The sequence below is a fragment of the Imperialibacter sp. EC-SDR9 genome, assembly GCF_902498805.1.
In the GTDB taxonomy this organism is placed as follows: Bacteria; Bacteroidota; Bacteroidia; order Cytophagales; family Cyclobacteriaceae; genus Imperialibacter.
Map to the genome: position 1 here is coordinate 181,337 of NZ_LR701580.1, position 22,230 is coordinate 203,566.

Sequence of the window (22,230 nt, forward strand, 5' to 3'; positions counted from 1 at the left end):
TGCAACAACGAATACTGTTATATTGAAGAGCTGAACATTCTAAAATTCAGTAGAATACAAAAGGACAACTCAAAAAAGGACTAATTATGCTTATTGGAAACTACCTCAAACTTGCTTTCAGGCACCTCCTGAAAAGCAGGGAAACCTCGGTTATTAATCTCGGAGGCCTCATTGTAGGCTTCACATGTGCGCTTCTTATCTTTCTTTTTGCCAAAAACCAGCTCAGTTTTGACAACTGGAACAGCCAAAAGGACAACACCTATAGGGTGCTCACCATCGACGAAGCCCTGGGAGTTAGCAGCAACCTGGTAGGCATCACCATGCCAGCTATTGGCCCGGCCATGAAAACCGAACTGAGCCAGGTGAAGGAAATCACACGGGTCAGCTACAGCGGCCGTAACCTGGTGGAGTACAACGACGTGCCGCTTTACACGGAGAACTGCGCTTACGTCGAAAACTCGATTTTCAATGTGTTCGACCTGGAGCTGCTGGCTGGCAACAAAGAAACAGTGTTACTCAGTCCCAACACTGCGGTTTTGACCGAGAGCTTCGCCAGGAAAGTATTTGGCATTGAAGATCCGATGGGCAAAACAGTTGAAATCGATAACTCAACCAACATGCAGGTGGTGGGCATTGTGAAAGACCTGCCTTCTAATACCCACTTGAGGTTTGACCTTATGGCATCACTTGTGCCCACCGAAGCGGACAGCTCTACCAGGCAGTTTCTCAGCACCTGGCGGTCTATAGCTATTACCACTTATGCAGTGCTTGAGCCTGATGCCAGCGAGGAAACTACGGAAGCCGACATGGAAGCGCTGATCAGAAAAAATGATGTGGGTGAGAATTTTTCGGTCACTTTACAACCGCTCAATGATGTGCATCTGAGCTCTACGGGCATACTGTTCGACAACTTCAACTTCGCAAAAACAGATCTCAACTATGTGTACACACTGCTGATGGTGGGATTGTTTGTTATTCTCATTGCCACTTTCAACTTTATGAACCTCAGCACAGCCCGCTCGGCTAATCGAGCTAAAGAAGTGGGCATGCGCAAAGTATTGGGGGCCTACAAGCCACAACTGGTCGTTCAGTTTCTAAGCGAAGCCATTCTGTTGTGTACAATCGCCACGTTAGTTTCGCTGCTGGCAGTTGGCCTCTTGTCCAGCTACCTTGATTTTGGCATCCCTGGTAACCTGTTGGCTTATCTCCTTTCTGATGCGACCACTGTGGTCGGCATTGTCGCCATTACATTGGGTATTGGGGTACTTGCAGGTTTTTACCCGGCCTTTTTCTTGTCTGGCTTCCAGGCTCTCAAGGTACTCCGTGGCAACTTCAAAACGGGCAAGAGTGGGGTGTGGCTTCGCAGGTCGCTGGTGATCATTCAGTTCACAGCTTCTGTAACTATGATCATCGGCACAGTGGTGGTAGGAAGGCAGCTCAACTATATCAAAAGCATCGACAAGGGCTTTTCTGAGGAGCAGATTATTACACTAAGCCTAAGCGACCAGACCGTTCAGCAGAAGGCGGAGGCGATGAAAAACGAGCTGCTACAGCAGAGAGGCGTTTTGTCAGCAGCCTATTCATCGAGCATGCCTGGGAGAGGCTTTGGGCGCAGAGGCATTCGGCCGGAGGGAAGCGACCCTGATGATGTGTGGATCGTGAGCGTGATGTCAGTCAACGAAGACTATTTTCCGCTAATGGGTATGGAAATAGTAAAGGGGAGGAATTACTCGAAAGACTTTCCTGCCGACGAACAGCAAAGCCTGATTATCAATGAAGCTGCAGCCGCTGCTCTGGGCTGGGATGAGCCGGTTGGAAGAAAGATTGGGTATGGGCCGGCTGAAAGAACGGTCGTGGGCGTGGTGAAGAACTTTCACTTCGCTAATATGCGTCACAGGATTGAACCCATCATCATTCCCTACAACCCCAATGCGACCTCAACACTTTCTGTTAAAATTGATGCTTCTCTGACGAAAGAAGTACTGGCGGCTATGGAAAGCACATGGAAAACGATGTTACCAGCCCACCCATATGAGTACACCTTCTTCGATGAGGAATTTGGTCGCCAATACGAAAGTGACGAAGAGTTTGCGGGCCTGATTCAGAACTTTACCTGGCTGTCCATCTTTATTGCCTGCCTTGGACTTTTTGGACTGTCCACTTTTACTGCCGAGCAAAAGGTGAAGGAGATAGGCATCCGCAAAGTGCTGGGAGCCTCTGTGCAGGGAATAGTATTTTTGCTTTCTCAGGAGTTTTTGAAGCTGGTGGTAGTGGCCTGCCTGATTGCAGTGCCCATTGCGTGGCACTCCATGGACGGCTGGCTCGACGGCTTTGCTTACCGCATCGAGTTGAAGTGGTGGTTCTTCATTGCTGCAACGGGAGCAGCGGTGCTCATTTCAGTTTTGACCGTCAGCTACCAGTCGATCAAAGCAGCGATAAGAAACCCTGCCGGATCACTGCGAACAGAGTAGGCTAATTTTTATGCAAAGGTGCAGACTATACAAGCTTGTTGGTTTGACCCATCAAATCTGCGCCTTTGCATATTTCTTTTTAATATTTCAAAATAATTTGCGTCGGAAGTGTAACGTTTGGAGTCTTTGGTAGTGCTATACGGTAGCAATTCTATTATTATCAATGAAGGACACCATTTTATTTTTTTTGATGGCCTGCCATTTTTTTACCCAGGCCCAAATTGACTCTACTAAATCATATACCACTGCGCATATCATAGGGGCTGCACCTGAAATAGATGGATATATTGATGACCCCGTTTGGAACGAAGTAGATTGGGCTGGAGGTGATTTTCGCCAGGTGAACCCTGATAAGGGGAAGCCAGCGTCAGTTCAGACCAAATTTAAGATACTCTACGACGCCAAAAACCTTTATGTGGCTTTCAGGTGCTATGATCCCGAACCAGAAAAAATAGTGAAACGTATGTCACGGCGGGACGGCTTCGATGGAGACTGGGTAGAAATTAATATTGACAGCTACTACGATAAAAGGACTGCATTCTCCTTCACCTCGTCGGTCTCAGGTGTAAAGGGTGATGAGTACATTTCGAACAATGGTGACAATTGGGACGACAGCTGGGATCCAATTTGGTATCTCAAAACAAGCATTGATGAAGAGGGCTGGGTCGCCGAAATAAGAATTCCGCTAAGCCAGCTTCGATTCGCTGAAAAACCAGAGTTAACCTGGGGCATACAAGTGCAGCGCCTTTTCTTCCGCAACCAGGAGCGCTCGCAGTGGCAGTATATCCCTCCTGATGCTGCCGGTTATGTACACCTGATGGGGGAAATGACTGGAATCAAGGGAATAAAGCCACAGAAACAGCTTGAAATACAACCCTATATAGTGACTAAAATGGAGCGCTTTGAAAAAGAAGAGGGCAATCCATACACAACCGGCCGCTCTGCTGGAGTAGATGTGGGTCTTGACGCAAAAATCGGGATCACCAGCGACGTCACCCTCGACCTTACCGTAAATCCGGATTTTGGCCAGGTAGAGGCCGATCCATCTCAGGTCAACCTCAGCGCCTTCGAGCTTTTCTTTCAGGAGCGGAGGCCCTTCTTTACCGAAGGAAATAATACACTCAACTTTCCTGTTTCGCAAAACGACGGCAATATTCTGTTTTACTCACGCCGCATTGGTCGCCAGCCCCAGGGAGGTGTGGACACCGATGCTTCGGGAGATGACACTGTGAATGAGTACGTAAAACCCAATAATCGAACGACTATTCTTGGTGCTGCCAAGCTCACAGGCAAGAATAAGAAAGGATTTTCCTGGGGAATCCTTGAAAGCGCTACCTCAAAAGAGTATGCTGAAATCGATAGCCTCGGCAGCACCAGAAAAGAGGAGATAGAGCCGTTTACCAACTACTTTGTCGCTCGTGGACAGCAGGATATTAACAAGGGTAATACAATTCTTGGAGGTATTGTCACCGGAGTAAACCGCAATATTAAAGACCAACAACTGGACTGGCTGCACGACGCTGCCTACTCAGCTGGCGTCGATTTTCTGCATAACTGGAGTGAACGAAAATATTATGTCAGCAGTAAAATAATGATGAGTCATGTGCAGGGAAGCATGGAGGCTATTTCCAACACACAGCTGTCGTCGGAGCGATATTTTCAAAGGCCAGACAATGATCACACTGAGTACGACCCAACACGCACCTCCTTGAGTGGCACTGGTGGTGAAGTGATTGTTGGGAAGAAAAGTGGTAATCTGATTAGTGATCTGGGTTTGGTTTGGCAGTCTCCCGGGTTCGAGCTAAACGACATAGGCTACCTGGCACAAACCGATAATTTTTCGCAGTGGTTCTGGATGCAATACCGCATCCTGCAACCCAAAGGTATCACTCGCTGGCAACGTTACAATATCAACCAGTGGCGGGAGTATGATTTTGGCTGGCGCAGCCTCAACGAAGGATACAATGTAAATGCGCATGCTGAGTTCAAAAATTTTTGGCAGTCGGGAGGTGGTGTTACCTACAGAGTCCGAAGTGCTTCCAATGCTGATTTGCGTGGAGGCCCAACCATTGCTTATCCTGGGGTATTCAATTTTTGGGCTTATACAGGCACAGACCCCAGAAAAAAATTCCATGTAAACATCAATCCGGAATTTGGGATAGGTAAAGAAAGTTACCGGCGATACGCAGGTGTGTATCTGGACTTCACGCTTAGGCCAACTAATGCCCTGAATATCTCTGTTTCTCCTACTTTCGAGACCAGCGAGAACCAGTTGCAATATGTGTCGTCTCCTACCGCAGAAGGCGAGAACAGGTATATAGTAGGCACAATTGACCAAACAACCGCCAGGGTCGTCTTTAGAGCTACCTACATGATCACACCGAATCTTTCGGTGCAATACTACGGGCAGCCCTTCGGCACCTCGGGTAAATACAGTGAATTCAAATCAATTACGGACGCCAGTGCGGCCGAATATGCGCAGCGTTACATTCTGCTCCCTGCCGGTGTCATGTCAACAAGCAGCGACCAATATTTTGTGGATGAAAACAATGACGGAACCTCCGATTACTCCTTCGGGAAACCGGACTTCAATTTTGGTCAGTTTCGCTCCAATATGGTCGTCCGCTGGGAGTATATTCCGGGCTCCACGTTGTTCGTTGTCTGGACGAGAGAAAGAAACGGCGCATTTTACGATTCAATTCCTGGCCACGACAAATACTCTTTTGATTTTGAGGAAAAGGGCCACAATATTTTCCTTTTCAAGTTTACGTATAGGTTCGTTTTGTAGAGACTTTAAATTCACGAAATGACCTCATCAAGAAGCACTATTTAATCCAGTAAGGCCGCTATCGGCGTTGCCAAATTTTGTCATCAAAAAAAGAAAAAGACTCACAGCAGCGAGTCCTTTTTCTTTACCTATTCCTCCCTTCCAACTTCGAAGAGGTGTGTTAAGCGTGAAGGGTTCTTAATTATCTTTCTTCTCTTTTTCTATCATGGAAGAAGTGAGGTCGTTCAGTACTTCCAATTTCGTAGAGAAGTCACCTTTTAGTTTGTCCCGAAAGGTCTTCATATTGTCTAACAATGACTGCATGCTGTCGGGGATGGCTTCCTCCAAATACTGCCGCATGCGCTTGGCCAGGGTAGGGGACTTTCCATTCGTAGAAATGGCAATTTTCAGGTCTCCTTTGCGAACGATAGAGCCAAGGTAAAAATCACACAGAGCCGGAGTATCTGCTACATTGGTCAAAATGCCCAGCTCGGCTGTCTTTAGCTTGATTTCTTTGTGTAGTTCAAAGTTGTCGGTGGCCAGTATCACCAGCTGCTTGTTTTTCAGGTCGTCAAACTCAAATTTTCTGTAAGTGAGGACTACATTCGGAGAGCTTTTTGCCAGCTTTTCAGTTTCCTCTAAAAAGCGATCAGCTACTACGGTTACATTGGCCAATGGATTGTTGACCAGCAAAGCGGTAAGCTTTTCGAGCCCCACATTGCCGCCACCCACAAGCAGCGTGTTAAAGTTCTCAAGCTTCAGGAAAACCGGAAAGAGCGTATTTTGGCTCATGCCTTCTTTTCCAGTTGTTCCAATATCGTTGCCATGAATTCTTCCTTCTGCGCAACTTTTACCACTTCACCAATAACGATAATGGCCGGGCTGCCGAGTCTTTTTTCCCGGGCAATAGAGGTGATGTTCGACACAGTGCCAATCCCCATTTTTTGATTGGGAAGGCTGCCATTCTGGATAATAGCGACAGGCGTTTCGTCTTTTTGAAACCGGGAAAAGATCCTCATAATCTCCTTCAGCTTGTTCATGCCCATCAGGATGATAACAGTGGCATTTGACTGGGCGGCATAATAGAGATCGTTCGATACTTTGCCGCCGCTGGTGGTACCAGTAATCACCCAAAAGCTATCGCTCATACCCCGGGCGGTTAATGGTATATTGTTAATGGCTGGAACAGCATGTGAACTGCTGATGCCAGGAATTACTTCCACATCAATCCCAAAATTTTTCACGTAATCCATTTCTTCCTGCCCACGACCAAAAATGAAAGGATCGCCGCCTTTCAGGCGTACCACATGCCCGTAGTTATAGGCATGCTCCACAATCAGCTTATTGATTTCCTCCTGCTTGTAGCTATGTCTGCCAGCTCTTTTGCCCACAAAAAGTCTGACCGCCGACGCAGGGGCATAGTCGAGCAGGTCTTCGTTAACCAGGGCGTCGTAAAGCACTGCGTCAGCCGATTGCAAGGCCTTTACTGCTTTCAGCGTAATTAGGTCAGGATCGCCCGGTCCGGCGCCAACCAGCGAGACTTTCGGTAAGTTTTTTATTTGTGTATTCATTGTCGGGCGCTGATTAAATAATTAGTTGGAGGTAATAAGCTGCCTGGTACGGACGGCTTTCACCTTTTCGATAAACGCAGCTGCTTCCTCTTTAAATGTGCTGGCGAACGCTTCCGTCGGTTCGTTACTGCTTATTTTGGTGATGTGTGCTTCGAAGCTGCCTTCCGGGAAGGAGAACTCCCCTTTTTCAACAAAAATTCTGTCAAAATCTCTGATGATCGCTATCTGCGTGTTGTTTTTCACATCTTCGGAAAGCAACAGCGCCTTGGCTGAAGTGACAAACACATTGTAGCTATGATAAAGCGAGTCAGCCCAACGGCCCTCCGCAAACGCTTCATTCGCCCAGTCGAGCTTTTCCTCAGAATCATAGAACAACGTCGCCACCAGGTCAATGATCACCCCGGCACATTCACCCACGGCTGTTTCCACCTTGAAATTCTGTTCTTCACCCCAGTCCACAAAATCAGCCTCTGAGAGATCGTCAAGTGAAGTAAGGGGCTTCAGCAAAGTATAGAAATACCGGTCGCCTTGTCTGGCGAAGTAGTCTTTATAGTACTCACCATCGTTGCCATTTTCGTCGTAATCAGCCAAAAGCATACGGAGCGCTTCAGGCCCTCTTTTACTTGGTATCTTGATCACTTTGTTGGCGATTCGGCCATTGCCGTCGGCGTCAACTCCACCACCGAGGAGCACTTGCAGAGCAGGGAGTACCAGCCCGTCTTTTTTCTGAGAGCTGCCGTGGAAGCCAATACCAGCAATACCATGTTGTCCGCAAGAGTTAGGGCAACCGCTGATTTTAATGCTGATGTCACTGTTTTTAACCAGATCGGGAAATTCTTCCGTCATCACTCTCTCCAGCTCTACAGCGATGCCATAGCTGCTGGAAATTCCCAGGTTACACGTGTCGGTGCCTGGGCAGGCAGCCACGTCAGCAGTCGATTCGAAACCGGGATTGGCCAGCCCCAGCTTGTCTAATGCCACGTAAAGACCCCGGAGCGCCTCTTCCCTCACGAATTTTAGGATAAAGCCTTGCGTAACAGTGATTCTTAATTCATCAGCCGCAAATTCACTCACCACTTCCGCCAACGCTCTTGCTTTGTCGGAACTCAGATTGCCCAGCTGGGTTTTTAGTCCAATAGCGAAGAAGCCTTTTTGCTTCTGTGGAAACACATTGGTCTGCAGCCATAGTTGGTACCGTGCCTCATTGTCGATGCTTACTTCCTGATACACCTTTCCCTCCGGTTGTGGTTCGGGCTGCTGTACCGAATTTGTGTCGATTTTGTACGTCTTGTGTTTAAGTGCCGGATACTCCGCTTTAGCGAGATCGAGTAAACCCTGCAACCCAATTTCAGCCATCAAAAACTTCATGCGTGCCTTTTGACGGCGAGCCCTTTCACCATACCTGTCAAAAACCCGCAAGAGCGACTCGGCAAATGGAATGATTTGATCTTCTTCCATAAACTCATATGCCACCTGAGCCAGCATGGGCTGTGCACCAAGACCACCTCCCACAACCACTTTAAAACCTCTAACCTCTTTTCCATTTACCTGCTTGAATTTGGCAATGAACCCAATGTCGTGGATGAAAGAGAAGGCGGAATCCTCATCTGAAGAGGAGAAGGAAATCTTAAACTTTCTGCCCATTTCCTGACAGATAGGATTGCGCAGAAAATACTCGAATGTGGCCTGAGCATACGGCGTGATATCAAATGGCTCGTTGGGGTCGATGCCCGCCTTGGCCGAACCTGTTACATTTCTTACCGTGTTGCCGCAGGCTTCCCTAAGGGTAATCTTTTCCTTTTCCAGCTTGGCCCACAGTTCCGGCGTCCTGTCGAGGCTCACGTAGTGAATCTGGATATCCTGGCGGGTAGTGGCGTGCAGGGTGCTGCTGGCGAACTCATCCGACAAGTTAGCTATGTGCACCAATTGCTTGGTGGTGATTCTGCCGTAGGGCAGCTTGATCCTGACCATTTGCACACCTTGCTGTCGCTGACCATACACGCCCCGGGCAAGGCGCACGCTGCGGAACTTGTCGTCATCGATTTGCAGGTTCCTGAATTTTGAAATTTTGTCTGCCAGGTCAATGATGTCTTTCTCAATGACCGGATTGTTGATGTCTTCTAACTCACTTCTGAAACTTTGCATGGCTGAATTTTCTTGGGATAAAAAACAAAAAGCCTTTCCGCTTTGGTAGCTGGAAAGGCTTTCATTTATGTTTTGGATGGCGCTATTACTCGTTGTTTCGATTTGCTACCACACTAATTAAATGCCTTTCCGCTTCCGGACAACACCAGAACCAGCAAGCACACCTGTTTGAGGCGAACTCTTTCTCATTAATCAAAAATTGGGTAGCAGTCGAAATCACTAACTTTGAAATTTTATACAATGCTAAAGTTGGGATTTTATAAATCCAAAGATTGCGTCATAAATTTTACCCAATCCAAATAATCAGGCACTTTTCAGGCACTTTTTCAAAAGTTTCTTTGGCTTTTGGATATGCCTGACGTCAAGATAGTACACAACGGTGCCAGGATGTGCTACTCGTACCTGAGCACTCTAACGGGATTCCGCCTTGCTGCGTTTAAGCTAATGACAGAAACGGTCAGCACAATGACACTTGCGACCAGAAGCCCGGCTGCTCCAAACGACCACCAACTGATCCCGGCTTTGTAAGCGAATGCTGACAGCCAGGCATCGATGGCAGCAAAAGTGATAGGTGTGGCAACAAGAACCGACAACCCAAGTATCACCAGCAGCCTTCTGTTGAGCAAAAGGAGGATACCGGAAATGGAAGCACCAAGCACCTTACGGATGCCAATTTCCTTGGTGCGTTGTTGAACCATGAAGCTGGTGAGTCCATACAAGCCAATGCAGGCCACCAGAATGCTCAGTATGGAAAAGAAATTGATGGCACTGAGAAGTCGTTGCTCGTCGTTGTAAAAGCGGGCGAAATCTTCATCGAGAAAGGTGTAATTAAACGCTGCCTCTGATTCCATGCTTTCCCACTTTTCCCTGATGGCGTCAAGCGTAGCCGGGTAGTTGTTTCCGCTGAGCCGTGCGGCAATGTTCCAGCCGTTCATGCGGTTGAGGATACAGAGGGCGGGTTGCACTTGTTTGTGAAGCGATTGAAAATGAAAGTCTTTCAACACACCAACAATGTGGAGTGGCTGGCTGTCGTCTCCCCATATCTTAACGGTACGGCCCACAGGGTCGTCGTAGCCGAGGCCTTCTGCGAGGGTTTCGTTGATCACCACACCAGTGCTGTCGGAGGCGAATTTTGTGTCAAGAAACCTTCCCGATGTAACGCCGATATTGTACACGTCGCTGAATTTATCGTCAACCGTAAAGTAGGTGGACATTACACCGCTTTCGTTGACCGTGCCACCTTCAGGCACCGCATAGTAGGAGTTGTTGGTGTAACCGTCGCCAAGGGCGTCCATGCCGGCTGAGGCTATTACTACATTGGGCACCGTGGCCAGCTCCTGCAGAAATGCTTGCTGTTGTTTGAAGATCGCTGAGTTTTGACTCACCCTCATCACCACCACCTGCTCCTTGTCAAAGCCAAGGTCTTTGCTGAGCATGAACTGGTTTTGCCTGTAAATAAGAAGTGAGCCTGCAATAAGGCAAACCGTAACTACAAACTGGAAAGAAATAAGCAGCTCTCTGAAGGTTCGACTTCCTTTACCTTTCAACAGCTTGCCTTTTAGCGACTCCACCGGACTCCACGATGACATCACCAGCGACGGGTACAAGCCCGAGAACAGGGCTGTAAAGACAAACACTGAGACTAGCAGGATAATGCCACTTTGTTCCTGCCAAATGCTGATGTAGATGCTTCTACCGGTTAGTTCTGCAAAAAGAGGCTTGCCAATGTCGGAAAGGGTGGCACCCACGCCCCATGCCAGTGCGACGATAATGACTGCCTCAAACAAGAACTGCCACCTTAGCTGGGCCGATGAAGCACCCATGCTTTTTCTGACGCCAACTTCTTTGGCTCTTTTCATCGATTGTGCTGTGGAGGCGTTGATGAAATTGATGCAGGCCATAAAAAGGGTCAACAGACCTATTACACCAAGTGTTTTTATGGTTGATGGGCTGCCAAACTGGAAGCCATCCATGAAATCGAAATTGCCTGCCTGGAGATAAATGTCAGCCACGGAGATTAGCCTTGGGTGATCCTTCACTAGCTGGTAGTCGGCCTTGGCATATAGAGCTTCAATTTGCTTTTCCAGCGTTCTTGTGTCGGCTGATAGAGTACTCTTGATATAGGTGTAAACTGACAGCTTGTACCACTGTGAAATGAGTTGACCGTCGGTGGTTTTGATTTCCCAGGGCACTATCGCACTGATTTTCATGTGGCTGTCTGGGTAATTTTTGACGATGCCGGTGACTTTTAGCGGCACTTCAAAATCACCGGTTAGGCGGAGCGTTTGGCCAATGGGGTCAGTGCTGCCGAAATACTTGCGGGCAAGCGTCTCTGTTAGAATGACAGACGATGGATCGCTGAGCGCTGTGTTGGGGTCGCCTTTGAGGAGCTCGAAATCAAAAAACTGAAAGAAGTGCTTCTCTGCCATAAGCACGTCGCTGGAGTACTTTTGGTCGCCGATTTGGACTGAAGACCGGATGTTGCGCACATTGATGACATCGCTAACCGAAGCAAGTTGGCCTTTGAGTAATTCAGCGTCTTGTCTGGTGGTCAGGCCCACGTTTCTGCTGCCTTCACCCTTCAAATCCTCATTCCAATACAACAAATAGGTATTGCTGGCCTCCTGCTGAAACGCATCAACTTTGAGCTCACCAATAATAAATGCCCCAATGGTGATGGCGGCTGTGATGCCAACAGCCAGTCCAATAATGTTTAGCAGCGAGAAAGTTTTATTCCTGACAAGGTTGCGGTAAGCAATCAAAAGGTAGTTCCTGATCATAGCTACTTTTTTTGCTAAAATCCAGGGCTAAGTAAATGCCATTTTTATAAGCAGCTGTTAATCAATCAATTAATTTCAAGGAGGGTGTGTTGTTCTGTTTCAAAATGGAACAACCCGTACATCATTTTGACTCATCGAGGAATTTGATGAGCTCCTTGTGCGACAGCAGCAGGGCGTCCATCACCTCCAGCAAGTTTTCATAGTCGTCGGCAATATTTTTAACGTCACGGGAGATGTCGCTTGATTTCGACATTTTGAACTTGTGAAACTGCCTGAATCCCTCAAGTATTTTCTGCATATCATCCGATTGACTCATAAAACGCTCCAGCCTTGCCCGGTTGTCGATGAGTTCTGCTTTCAGGTGAGCTGTTGCTTCCTCCGCCGGAATGGGTGCAGCTTCGTTGGGTAAGCCCATTTTTTCTAACTCCTCCTGTATCGCCGCTGAATTCGACAGGTCTTTTTCCAGGAGATCAGACAGCTCAATGTTAAATAATTTTACAATTTTCAGGACGTTCTCAAGTCGGGGCTCTGCGGTTCCTTTTTCGTAACTGGCAATATTACCCCTGTTGAGGGCAATCCTTTCACCGAGCTGCTCCTGGCTCAGCCCAGCTTTCTTTCGTAAAAATTTCAGGTTGTCAGCGAAAAACTTCATTTTTGTAAAAAATATTCACATTTAGATCAAGGGCCTCGTTGTTTTTCACAACAATTGTGTACTTTTGGGTAAATTTATGTAAAAAAATTAAACATTTTCTATTAACAGTCGTTAATATTAGTGTTATGAATTTTACAAAACATCAAATTAATCGATATATCAATCCTATTAACACTTCTTCTAGTCAATTTTTTCCTTAGCGACATAGTCGGTCAAGAGCGCCGTGTCGGGCATGCTACATGAATCAACCGGCAAGGTGATTGAAATTATTTTCTGACTTAAAAGAAGACGACATGACTACTACAGAGAAAACCAGGAATACTAATTCGAAAAAGAAGGACTTTAGGAAGCTAGGGTTTTCTGCTCTCGACACCATAGAAATCACTCAAGGTCTTAACCAGCTATTGGCCAATTACTCAGTGCATTACCAGAAGCTAAGGAACTTCCATTGGAATGTGAAAGGAAACGATTTCTTTCGGCTGCATGAGAAGTTTGAAGAGTTGTACGATGAGGCAAGAGGGCACATTGACGACATTGCCGAGCGGATACGGGTTTTTGGTCAAATGCCCATGAGTACGATGGGTGAGTATATCGAAAATGCCGAAATCAAAGAAATCAGGAAGGAGCTTCCGGCCAGGGAAATGGTAGTGGAAGTTTTGCTCGACATAAGAATCCTGCTTTCCCACATGCACAGTGTTGTGCACACCGCTCAGGAAAGTGATGACACCGGAACGGAGGATATGCTCACTAGCTATATTCAGGGGTTGGAAAAGCACCACTGGATGCTTAGTGCATGGTTGAACGAAAAATGGGAGGTTAAATGAGTAGCTTACAAACTCACTCAAGGGTAGCTATTTTCATTTACAGCCGTGCAAAGGTGCGAGACAGGAAGCTACTGGCAAGGGCAGAGGCGCTTAATGTCAAGCTAAAAAAAATAGACATTGATGCGGAAAAACTCACGTCGACCCATTTTGCAAGCCTTGCCTCTGATATGACGGTGGATGTTTGCGACCTTATCGACCCCAGGATTATTGAGGGGTACAAAATTTCTGACACTGAAGGTACTTTAAAGTTAATCAACAAGAATCCGGAATTACTCAAGACGCCAATTGTGGTGACTTCTGAACGTGTCAAATACATCGGGGACTATGGGGATCTGGAGGCAATTGATCAGCTGTTTTCACCGTCAGTAAAGAGTAATCTGTAACGTAAAAAACAATCCATGCAAAGGAAAGAAAATTATATAATGGTGCCGTTTGATTTTCAGGCTGAATCAAAAATGGCATTGAAAGCTGCCCTCAGGATCGGTAAAACATTGGGGATGCGAATAGAAGTCATACAATTCAAACCGATTGAAAGCGCTGCCTTTCTGCCGAACGTGGGCTTGATGGCAGGGTATGGAGCGGCATTTCCTCAGGTGGTGAAAACGGAGCTGAAATTTGAAGGAATGGATGAATTTTTGAGGGTATTGGAAGAGATGAATGCCTTGCACAGAGATATTCATTTTCATCAGATTGAGGAGTCGCCCGAGGTAGGAATCAAAGAATTCATGCACGACTATGATCCGTCGTTGCTGGTGATACATAAAGAGGCTTTCAAAGGAAGTAATCCTTTGACGGGCTCAGTCGTTCAGCGAATTATCAGGCATACCAATGTGCCAGTGCTGGCGCTGGAGGGTTCTGTGCTGCCCGAATCGTTCAAAAATATTGTGCTACCGACAGATGTCAGCCGATTTCTTCCCACTGAGGCCGACTTCATCAGTCACTGGGTTGACTCATTTAACTCCACTGTTCACTTGCTCAACGTAGTGCACACCGAATTAATAGATGAGGAGGAAATAAAGTCAAAAATGCAAAAAGTAGCGCTTGAACTTGGGTTTGAGAAGTTCTTTGTCAATGCGACACACCATGATAAGGAAGTCGAAGCCATTGTTGAATTTAGCGAGCAGGTAGATGCCGATCTCATCATGATGAAGACCTACGATAAGACTGGCCTTGAACGCTTTTTATTTGGGAGCATCACCGAAGATGTTGTGAAAGCGCCGTCACCAGCCGTTTTGGCTGTTAATGTTTCTATGAATTAAACAAAGCGAGGGATTCTACTTAATGCATTGGCTGGACATACTCATTTTCTTTATTTACATGGTAATCATGCTGGGGATAGGGTTCTTCTTCCTCAGGCAAAACAAAAGTGACGACGACTATTACGTAGGAGGGCGGTCCATGGGCAGCATGCACGTGGGCCTTAGCGTGGTGGCCACCGACGTTGGCGGTGGCTTTTCTATTGGGCTGGGTGGTCTTGGCTTCACAATGGGAATTTCAGGATCGTGGATGCTGTTCACGGGCCTGATTGGTGCCTGGCTTTCAGCTGTGGTGCTTATTCCCAAGGTAAGCAAAATGTCGAAGCTTGAAGGGCTTTATACTTTTCCACAGATTTTCGGCCTCTTTTACAATAAGAAAGTTGCTTTGTTGGCGGGTATCATTTCTGCCATAGGTTATCTCGGCTTTACGAGTTCCCAGATGCTGGCTGGTGCTAAACTCGCCTCGGCCACTTTTGTTGACCTTGATCTCATGACTGCCCTGTTCGTTATGGGGGTGATAGCAGTGGTATACACTGTCATGGGCGGCTTGAAAGCAGTGATCTACACTGATACCGTTCAGTGGATTATTCTCATGGCCGGTTTGATCTTCATAGGCATTCCGATGGGTTATCACGCCATTGGCGGATATGACGCAATTGTTCAAACACTTCCACCCGAGTTCCTGCGCTGGGATAACCTTACCTGGCAAATGCTGGTGAACTGGGCTGTGACCATCATTCCCATTTGGTTTGTTGGGATGACTTTGTACCAGAGAATCTACGCTTGCAAAGGGCCGAAGGAAGCCCAAAAGGCCTGGTTTATTGCAGGTCTTTTCGAGTGGCCAATTATGGCAATCATGGGCGTTGTTTTGGGCCTTTTTGCCAGAGTGGCGGCGGAGCAAGGGATGTTTGATGCCTTAGGTTATGCTGGTGCAGGAACCATGGATGAAGAAATTGGGTTGCCTTTACTTCTGAGAGATATTTTGCCGGTGGGTCTGCTTGGCTTGATGATGTCGGCCTATTTTTCGGCGATTCTGTCAACGGCCGACAGTTGTTTGATGGCTGCCTCGGGTAATATTGTTACCGATATCCTGGGAGTTAAATCGACCTCAGAGGCTACTTCGAAGTCAACTCTAAGGATGTCGCAGTTGATTACGCTGGGAGTGGGTGTTGCAGCGCTCATCCTTGCCAGCACTATGGAGAACGTGCTTGAACTTATGCTTTACTCTTATGCGTTTTTAGTTTCAGGGCTACTGGTTCCACTTGTCGCCGCACTATTCGGCACCAAAGTATCGAGCACGGCAGCTTTTTGGTCGATGCTGATCGGTGGGGCCACTACGGTAGGTTTAAGCATTGCGCCCATTGATCTGCCTCTTCAGCTGGATCCGAATGTGTTCGGTATTTCAGCCTCAGCGATCACTTTTGTCATATTAAATTCAGTCACTACTAAAACAACCTATGCTCATGATAAGCTATGAACTTCTCACACCTGGCGCCACTGTTGGTATGAACCAACGCATGTTAATTGCGGCATTCCTGCACAAGCATCTGGATGAATTTGGCGATGAAAAAGAAGATATTCTAAAATGCATAGACTATGCACTAGATGATAACCTGAAGCCAGGAGGATTTGTGCTGGTAGCGCATGACAAAGAAAAAGATAAGATTGTCGGGACTGTGGTGGTAAACCGAACCGGCATGGAAGGTTACATACCCGAGAACATCCTTGTATACATTGCCATGCATAAAGATTACCGTGGGAAAGGTATTGGTAAGCAGCTAATGCAGAGAGCGATTGATTCCGCTGATGGCAACATTGCCTTACATGTGGAACCGGAAAATCCTGCCGTACACTTGTACAAAAAGCTAGGCTTTACCAATAAATACCTGGAAATGAGGCTGGTGAAAAACTGATCCCCTCTTTTTTGAGTAAATCCCAACAACACCAACCCGTCTGCTGAGCTGTATTCAGTGGATTTATCATTTTAAGATGGCTTATATTACACTCAACAGAACCAAGCTCAAACACAATTACGACTTCCTCAATTCGAAGTTTGAAGAGAGTAATATTGAGTGGGGAGTTGTATCCAAATTACTCTGCGGCAACAAAACTTTCATAGAGGAATTAATCAAACTGGGCACGAGGGAGATTCACGACTCCAGAATAGGCAACCTTAAGGTGGTGAAGTCTATTAATCCCGATGTCCAAACAGTTTATATAAAGCCCCCGGCGAAAAAAAACATATTGAAGATTGTCAAATATGCTGACGTTAGCTTCAATACTGAGTACACCACCATGCAGCTATTGTCCAAAGAGGCAAGGCGGCAAGGCAAAGTGCACAAGGTGATTATCATGATTGAGATGGGCGACTTGCGAGAGGGAGTTGTCGGCGATCACCTTCTGGAATTTTATGAGCAGGTATTTGAGTTGCCTAACCTTGAGATTGTGGGATTGGGTACGAACCTCAATTGCCTGAATGGGGTGATGCCATCTCCTGATAAGCTGGTTCAGTTAAGTTTGTACAAAGAGCTGGTGGAAACCAAGTTCAATAAGAAGATTCCTTGGGTATCAGGAGGCACCTCGGTTACTTTTCCTTTACTACAAAGAGACCTGCTACCCAAAGGCGTTAACCACTTCAGAATTGGGGAGACGCTGTATTTCGGAGCCGATTTATTCACAGGCGGAACAGTGGAAGGCATGCAAACGGATGTTTTTAAGCTTTACACACAGATTATAGAACTTACACAAAAGCCAAAAACTCCCGAGGGCGAGCTGGCAGAGAACCCATCAGGCGAAGTTTTTGAAATTAGGCAGGAAGACATAGGGAAGACCTCATACCGGGCCATAGTTGATATTGGCCTGCTGGAGATTGCGCCTGATTTTCTGATACCGGAAGAAAGGGGAGTGACGGTGATAGGAGCAAGCTCGGACATGCTGGTGCTTGATTTGGGCAACTCCGACAGGAACTATCAGGTGGGAGACATAGTGACCTTTCAGATGAAGTACATGGGCGTGCTGGGTGTGCTCAACTCCGATTACATTGAAAAGTATGTAGTAGAGTAGCTTTGCTAGGTGGTTACCTTCTCGCCAAACACCCAGCTTGGCTTGAGCATGATCCGCTTTAATCCAAACTTCTTGATCGACACTTTTTCGATATATTCAACGGCTTCCTCCACTGAATCAGTCACCAGAAACAGATCCAGGTCTTCGGGTGATACTGTCTTTTCCTTCACCATGTGATCCAACTGGCTAACCAGGTGGCTCCAATAGTCTTTGCCAAACAACACCAGCGGAAATCCCTTTATTTTTCCCGTTTGTATCAGCGTCAGCGTTTCAAAAAGCTCGTCCATCGTGCCTGCACCGCCCGGCATCACGACAAAGCCGTAGGAGTACTTTAGCAGAAGCACCTTTCTCACAAAGAAGTAGTTGAAGTTGACTACAATGTCGAGATAGGGGTTGGCGTGCTGCTCGTGTGGAAGCACAATATTGCAGCCAATCGTTTTACCACCAACTTCTTTAGCTCCCCTTGGTGCGGCCTCCATGATGCCCGGGCCGCCTCCTGTCATCACCGTGAATCCTGCCAGGGCCAATTGCTGTCCGAGTTCCTGTGCGGCCTTATAGGCGGGGTGATCCTCCTCAAACCTCGCAGAGCCAAAAACTGTGATGCATGGCCCCGTAAAGTGCAGCGCCCTGAATCCACGAATAAACTCAAGTGCCACTTTTACGATATACTTAAATTCCCTCCATCTGGTACCGGGCCCCTCTAAAAACTTCTTTTCGTTATGGTTATTAGTATCGGTGTTGTTGTCCATCATTGATCAAATAAAATCGCCTTCAATCACAATTGTATTGGCTCTATTTTTAAATTCTCCGTCATTAGCCCATACACTCAACCGTGAATATGACTATAAAATTTCCCTCCAGACTTATATTTTCTGCTTTTTCACTTGCCTTGCTGGCCGGTTGCGGCGACAAAACAACGGATACTAGCGAAAATAAGCAAGACAGCACAGTGGCTGGCAGAACACCAGTAGCCATGACGGCTCCGAAGCTTGAAGACACCTTCAAAGCAGAAATAGATGCGCTATCGGCTCACCCGCAGGTAAAAGAAGCATTCCAGTTCATTGAGGACTATGATGAGCAAACCATTAAGACGCTTATCGCTCTTACCGAGATTGAAGCGCCTCCATACAAAGAAAAGAACCGAAGCGATAAATATTTGTCGCTGCTGAAAGAAGCGGGCGCCGACTCAGTTTGGCAGGATGAAGTATGGAACGCATTCGGCTTGGTCAAAGGAACCAAAAGGGGCAAAGTGCTGGCGTTTTGTGCCCACCTAGACACGGTTTTCCCGGAAGGAACCGATACCCACGTGCAGCAATCGGGCGATACGTTAAAAGCTCCGGGTATTTCGGATGACACCAGGGGGCTAGCCATCCTTATCACCATTATGAAGGCCATCCGTAAAGCAGGCATTCAGCCCGAAAACGACATCTTGTTTATAGGGAATGTAGGAGAAGAGGGTCAAGGCGATTTGCGTGGAGCCAAGTATCTTTTTGGGCCTAACGGGCCTAAGATTGACGCCTTTATCTCAGTCGACGGCAGTGGCCATGAGTCGGTTACCAACCAGGCCCTTGGGTCGCACCGGTACCGGATTACATTTGAGGGCCCCGGAGGACATTCGTGGGGTGCCTTTGGTTTGGGCAATCCTCACCATGCACTGGGTAGAGCCATTACTTATTTTACTGATGAGGCTGATAAGTTTACTCGCAGTGGTCCAAAGACAAACTATAACGTAGGTGTAATTTCCGGTGGCACCTCGGTTAATTCTATCCCCTTTGAATCTATTATGGAGGTGGACATGCGTTCCGAGAGCCCTGAAAGCCTTGTTAAGGTAGATACTATTCTCCAGCGAGCGGTTCGCAAGGCGCTGGCCGATCAGAATAAGCTCAAAAGGCATGGGCCCGATTTGACCGTCAAAATCGAGATGATCGGCGACCGCCCTTCTGGAGAGCACCCCGAAAGCATGGCCATCGTCCAAAGGGGTATAGCTGCCACACAGTTTGTAGGCGGCAGGCCGACCTTAAGAAGAGGCAGCACCGACTCTAATATTCCGATTTCAAAAGGAATACCTGCCATCACGATTGGCGGCGGAGGCATGGGTAGAAATGCTCACTCCCTTGATGAGTATTTCATCAACAAGGACGGTGTGCTGGGAATCAAGAGAGCCCTGCTGATTGTTTTGGCTGAAGTGGGTATCGATGACGAAATGAGGATTGAATCAAGATAGACGATTTTTGTAGTCCTCATAGCCAAACTCCCTTACCAGTTGAAATGAATTGTCTTCTTTCCAAATGCCGATAGACGGGTGGGGCACACCATTAAAGGTGGTAGTTTTCACCATCGTGTAGTGGATCATGTCCTCGAAAACGATCAGATCGCCAGGCGCTAGTTCTTTTTCGAAAGAGTATTCGCTCATATAATCGCCGGCCAGGCAGCTCATGCCCCCCATGCGGTAGGTGGGTTTGCCTTTTTCCGGATCCATTTTGGCCCCTCTAATTCTCGGCTTGTAAGGCATTTCAAGGGTATCTGGCATGTGACAGGTAAATGACGCATCCAGGATGGCTGTTTTCACGCCTGAGTTTTCAACAATGTCGAGAACAGTAGACACCAGGTCGCCGGTTTCCCAGGCCACGGCACTGCCAGGCTCCAGGATGACTTCTACTCCCCACTTTTCTCTGAATGCTTTCAGAATAGAAACGAGGTGGGCAGTATCATATCCTTTTTTGGTCATCAGATGCCCACCCCCCATATTCACCCATTTTACTTGTGGAATCAGGTGCCCAAACTTCTCTTCGAATGCTTTTAGCGTATTTTCAAGAGTGAACGAAGTGGATTCACACAAGACATGGAAATGCAATCCCTCAATGCCCTCTGGCAGCTTGTCGCCAAAGTGCGCTGCCGTCATGCCCAGGCGGGAAGTAGGCGACGAAGGATTGTACAAGTCGGTTGTCACTTCTGAGTACTCGGGGTTGACCCGAATGCCACATGAGATTTTTTCGGGGAAGGCTACAACCTTGTCTTTGAATCGCTCATACTGGCTAAGTGAATTAAAAGTGATGTGACTACTTAAAGCCATGATCTCATCAAACTCCTGATCACGGTAGGCCACAGCATACGTGTGCGACTTTGTTTTCATCTCCTCAAAGCAAAGCCTGCCCTCAGAGAGTGAACTTGCAGTGGCTCCTTTCAGGTATTGCCTTACCAAAGGAAAGGCGCTCCACATGGCAAAGCCTTTGAAGGCCAGAATGATGCTGATACCGGCCCGCTCCTGCACGTCGTTCATTAGCTCAAGGTTTCTGCGGAGCAGCGACTCTTCGAGCAGATAGCAGGGTGAAGGTATTTTTGAGTAGTCAATCATGGTCACTTGGTCGTGTAAAACAGTAAAGGGCAAGCCCTGTGCCTTGCCCCTTTTATCTTTTAATAAAGCTAAAGCTTAGTCCATTTCAAGATCCACATCATGCAGCTCATGCCATGGTAAGCCCTGCTTGTTCATTTCTTCCATGAAGGGATCAGGGTTGAACTGCTCCACGTTGAACACACCAGCGCCGCCCCACTTGCCTTCAAGCACAAGCTTGGCTCCAATCATAGCCGGTACGCCGGTGGTGAAGGAAACGCCCTGTGCCTTGGTTTCACGGTAGGCATCGGGGTGTTTGCAGTTATTGTACACGTAATAGGTCTTCTCAGCACCATTTTTTATGCCACGCACCCTGCAACCAATAGATGTCTCGCCTTTGTAGTTTTCTCCAAGATCCCCAGGATCAGGCAATACAGCTTTTAAAAACTGAAGCGGCACGATTTCCATTCCGTTGTAGTTGATTGGCTCAATGCTGCCCATTCCGATGTTCAAGATTACTCTGAGGTGGGTCAGGTAGTTGTCGCTGAAGGTCATCCAGAAGCGAGCTCTTTTCATCGTGGGAAAGTTTTTCACCAGCGACTCGAGCTCCTCATGGTAAATCAGGTAAGACTTCATCGGCCCGATGTTCGGATAGTTGATATCCTTCCCTATTTCATGCGGTTTTGTTATTTTCCACTTGCCATCTTCAAAGAACTTTCCTTCCTGCGTTACTTCCCGAATGTTTATTTCAGGGTTGAAGTTGGTTGCAAAAGCCTTTCCGTGGTCTCCGGCGTTACAATCAACAATATCGAGGTAGTGAATTTCATCAAAATAATGCTTGGCGGCGTAGGAAGTGAAAACACCTGTAGCGCCAGGATCGAACCCACAACCTAGTACGGCTGTTAGCCCGGCAGCTTTGAATTTTTCCTGATACGCCCATTGCCAGCTATACTCAAACTTGGCTTCTTCCTTAGGCTCGTAGTTTGCTGTGTCGAGGTAGTTTACTTTGGTTTCCAAACAAGCATCCATGATAGTAAGATCCTGATAAGGAAGCGCCACATTGATGACAATATCAGGGCCGAAACTATTGATCAGCTTCACCAGCTCAGGCACCACGTCAGCATCTACTTTAGCAGTTTGTATGCTTATACCCACGTCTTTTTTTATGTCAGCGGCAATGTCATCACACTTGGACTTGGTTCTGCTGGCGAGCATGATTTCAGTAAACACACTTGAATTTTTGGCGCATTTGTAAGCCACCACTCGACCGACTCCGCCGGCACCAATAATGAGTACTTTTCCCATCTTATATCTTATTACAGGTTAATTGCTTGAACTGCAAAAGTAGCACATGCGGAAATGTATTAAAA

Annotated in this window: 17 protein-coding genes; 9 read left to right on the forward strand and 8 right to left on the reverse strand. The window is 47.2% G+C overall.

What is annotated here, in order from left to right; genetic code table 11:
- Positions 1-86: 86 nt before the first annotated feature.
- Both GC130_RS10260 and GC130_RS10265 read left to right on the forward strand, forming a co-directional pair.
- Positions 87-2,471: an ABC transporter permease gene (locus tag GC130_RS10260; RefSeq protein ID WP_151998206.1), complete on the forward strand. Its 2,385-nt coding sequence runs from the start codon at positions 87-89 to the stop codon at positions 2,469-2,471.
- Between the two features lie 163 nt (positions 2,472-2,634).
- Positions 2,635-5,259 (forward strand): DUF5916 domain-containing protein, encoded by a 2,625-nt coding sequence (locus tag GC130_RS10265; RefSeq protein WP_151998207.1) that lies wholly within the window; start codon positions 2,635-2,637, stop codon positions 5,257-5,259.
- A 177-nt stretch (positions 5,260-5,436) separates the two neighbouring features.
- Here GC130_RS10265 and GC130_RS10270 read toward each other — a convergent pair whose 3' ends face one another.
- The 5 genes from GC130_RS10270 to GC130_RS10290 form a co-directional block, all read right to left on the reverse strand.
- The gene (locus GC130_RS10270; RefSeq protein WP_151998208.1) at positions 5,437-6,030 is read right to left on the reverse strand and encodes a bifunctional precorrin-2 dehydrogenase/sirohydrochlorin ferrochelatase; all 594 of its coding nucleotides are present in this window, start codon (positions 6,028-6,030) and stop codon (positions 5,437-5,439) included.
- Entirely contained in the window at positions 6,027-6,809 is a 783-nt protein-coding gene (gene cobA, locus GC130_RS10275; protein ID WP_151998209.1) for a uroporphyrinogen-III C-methyltransferase, read from the reverse strand. Before cobA ends, GC130_RS10270 begins: the two co-directional genes overlap by 4 nt.
- 21 nt (positions 6,810-6,830) lie before the next feature.
- The gene (locus GC130_RS10280; RefSeq protein ID WP_151998210.1) at positions 6,831-8,954 is read right to left on the reverse strand and encodes a nitrite/sulfite reductase; all 2,124 of its coding nucleotides are present in this window, start codon (positions 8,952-8,954) and stop codon (positions 6,831-6,833) included.
- A gap of 392 nt (positions 8,955-9,346) precedes the next feature.
- Positions 9,347-11,734, reverse strand: a complete 2,388-nt coding sequence (locus GC130_RS10285) for an ABC transporter permease (protein ID WP_151998211.1) — start codon at positions 11,732-11,734, stop codon at positions 9,347-9,349.
- Between the two features lie 121 nt (positions 11,735-11,855).
- Complete coding sequence (locus GC130_RS10290) at positions 11,856-12,386, reverse strand: helix-turn-helix transcriptional regulator (RefSeq protein ID WP_151998212.1); 531 nt, start codon at positions 12,384-12,386, stop codon at positions 11,856-11,858.
- Between the two features lie 260 nt (positions 12,387-12,646).
- Between GC130_RS10290 and GC130_RS10295 the strand changes: the two genes are divergently transcribed.
- From GC130_RS10295 to GC130_RS10320, 6 genes are all read left to right on the forward strand, one after another.
- Entirely contained in the window at positions 12,647-13,210 is a 564-nt protein-coding gene (locus GC130_RS10295) for a Dps family protein (RefSeq protein ID WP_226940423.1), read from the forward strand.
- A complete protein-coding gene (locus tag GC130_RS10300) occupies positions 13,207-13,593 on the forward strand; it encodes an arsenate reductase family protein (protein WP_151998213.1) in 387 nt (128 codons plus the stop codon). The genes GC130_RS10295 and GC130_RS10300 overlap by 4 nt, the downstream gene beginning before the upstream one ends.
- Positions 13,594-13,608: 15 nt before the next feature.
- Positions 13,609-14,469, forward strand: coding sequence for a universal stress protein (locus GC130_RS10305; protein ID WP_151998214.1), 861 nt, complete (start codon positions 13,609-13,611; stop codon positions 14,467-14,469).
- Positions 14,470-14,491: 22 nt separating this feature from the next.
- Entirely contained in the window at positions 14,492-15,943 is a 1,452-nt protein-coding gene (locus GC130_RS10310) for a sodium:solute symporter (protein WP_151998215.1), read from the forward strand.
- Positions 15,930-16,379 carry a GNAT family N-acetyltransferase gene (locus GC130_RS10315; protein ID WP_193217825.1) on the forward strand — a complete coding sequence of 150 codons (450 nt, stop codon included), beginning with the start codon at positions 15,930-15,932 and terminating at the stop codon, positions 16,377-16,379. The genes GC130_RS10310 and GC130_RS10315 overlap by 14 nt, the downstream gene beginning before the upstream one ends.
- A 76-nt stretch (positions 16,380-16,455) precedes the next feature.
- A complete protein-coding gene (locus tag GC130_RS10320; protein ID WP_151998217.1) occupies positions 16,456-17,529 on the forward strand; it encodes an alanine racemase in 1,074 nt (357 codons plus the stop codon).
- A gap of 5 nt (positions 17,530-17,534) precedes the next feature.
- On the opposite strand, the gene GC130_RS10325 is transcribed toward GC130_RS10320, so the two are convergent.
- A complete protein-coding gene (locus GC130_RS10325) occupies positions 17,535-18,281 on the reverse strand; it encodes a TIGR00730 family Rossman fold protein (RefSeq protein ID WP_201568406.1) in 747 nt (248 codons plus the stop codon).
- A gap of 86 nt (positions 18,282-18,367) precedes the next feature.
- On the opposite strand from GC130_RS10325, the gene GC130_RS10330 reads away from it, so the two are divergent.
- Complete coding sequence (locus GC130_RS10330; RefSeq protein ID WP_151998218.1) at positions 18,368-19,753, forward strand: M20/M25/M40 family metallo-hydrolase; 1,386 nt, start codon at positions 18,368-18,370, stop codon at positions 19,751-19,753.
- Here GC130_RS10330 and nspC read toward each other — a convergent pair.
- Together nspC and GC130_RS10340 are read right to left on the reverse strand one after the other, a co-directional pair.
- Complete coding sequence (nspC, locus tag GC130_RS10335) at positions 19,745-20,884, reverse strand: carboxynorspermidine decarboxylase (RefSeq protein WP_151998219.1); 1,140 nt, start codon at positions 20,882-20,884, stop codon at positions 19,745-19,747. The two genes, GC130_RS10330 and nspC, sit on opposite strands and share 9 nt — an antisense overlap.
- 75 nt (positions 20,885-20,959) lie before the next feature.
- Entirely contained in the window at positions 20,960-22,165 is a 1,206-nt protein-coding gene (locus GC130_RS10340) for a saccharopine dehydrogenase family protein (protein ID WP_151998220.1), read from the reverse strand.
- Positions 22,166-22,230 lie beyond the last annotated feature (65 nt).